The sequence below is a fragment of the Mesorhizobium sp. M7A.F.Ca.CA.002.09.1.1 genome (assembly GCF_003998555.1).
Classification (GTDB): domain Bacteria; phylum Pseudomonadota; class Alphaproteobacteria; order Rhizobiales; family Rhizobiaceae; genus Mesorhizobium; species Mesorhizobium ciceri.
Map to the genome: position 1 here is coordinate 1 of NZ_RZRR01001363.1, position 930 is coordinate 930.

General features: G+C 58.9%; 1 protein-coding gene and 1 pseudogene. One reads left to right on the forward strand and one right to left on the reverse strand.

Translation table 11 applies throughout. The features are described from left to right. Positions 1–185, reverse strand: a pseudogene (locus tag EN994_RS33240) (hypothetical protein); the annotation flags it as partial. A gap of 446 nt (positions 186–631) precedes the next feature. Here EN994_RS33240 and EN994_RS33245 point away from each other — a divergent pair. Continuing rightward, positions 632–874: a DUF1344 domain-containing protein gene (locus tag EN994_RS33245; protein ID WP_013530037.1), complete on the forward strand. Its 243-nt coding sequence runs from the start codon at positions 632–634 to the stop codon at positions 872–874. The last annotated feature ends 56 nt before the right edge of the window (positions 875–930 follow it).

The following is a 930-nucleotide window of genomic DNA, read 5'->3' on the forward strand; positions in this document are numbered from 1 at the left end:
GCCTCGGACAGTGCCAGGAAGTCGTCCAGGCTGGCGAGCGCCTGCGCGGTGGCCGCTGCCATCTCTGGGTCGCCGGGAGTGAAGATAATTGTTTTGTCGTCGCCCGGATCCGTGGCTTGTGCGCCGGCCAATCCTGGAGCAAGCGCCAGCATCAGGGACATCGCAGTCCAGACTGCAAGCTTCATGGAAGGCCCCCCTTCATGTCAACGGTCGACACCATCCCGCATTCGACGTCGGTTTGCAACCGTAGCGCGAGTTTGATCAGCGTTGGCGTGGCGGTTTTTGAACTGATCCGCGAAACAAAATGTGTATCGACGATCGGTCAGCGCTCTGTTTCGTGATGCCGCCCGAGATGGATTGCGGCGGCTGCGTGGTGATCGAAAGCCGCCCGTCACAATCGGCCAAGTGACTCTTTTCGCGGACAGAAGTGCGTTCATTGGGGGAGCCGAAGCGGCCTGAAATGATCTAGGTCGCAGATAATGTGTCGGAATTAAGCCTATGATATTGTTTGCGAAAATTCACCCAATGTGATTTGCGGAGGGTGCGCTTTCCGTCCAGTTTCAGGCCGTCCGGTGCTGTCGTTTCCCAAGGCGGCGGTCCGGAAAAGTGAAACAGCACGGAGTGCTTACCAATGAAGAAGACCCTCGCAACCACCGCTGCTCTGCTCGCCTTCCTCGGCACCGCTTATGCCGCGACCGTTCAGGGCACCATTCAGGCCGTCGATCCGACGACCAAGTCGATCACCCTCGACGACGGCAAGATCTACCAGCTGTCGCCCGAAGCGACGATCGGGAAACTGAAGGTCGGCGCCAAGGTGGCGGTGACCGTCGATGACAAGACCGGCATCGTGACGTCGATCAAGAAGGCCTCGTAAGGCGAGGGCATCGTGCGTCGGCAGACCTGCTGACGCAATTTCAGACCCTGTTCCAT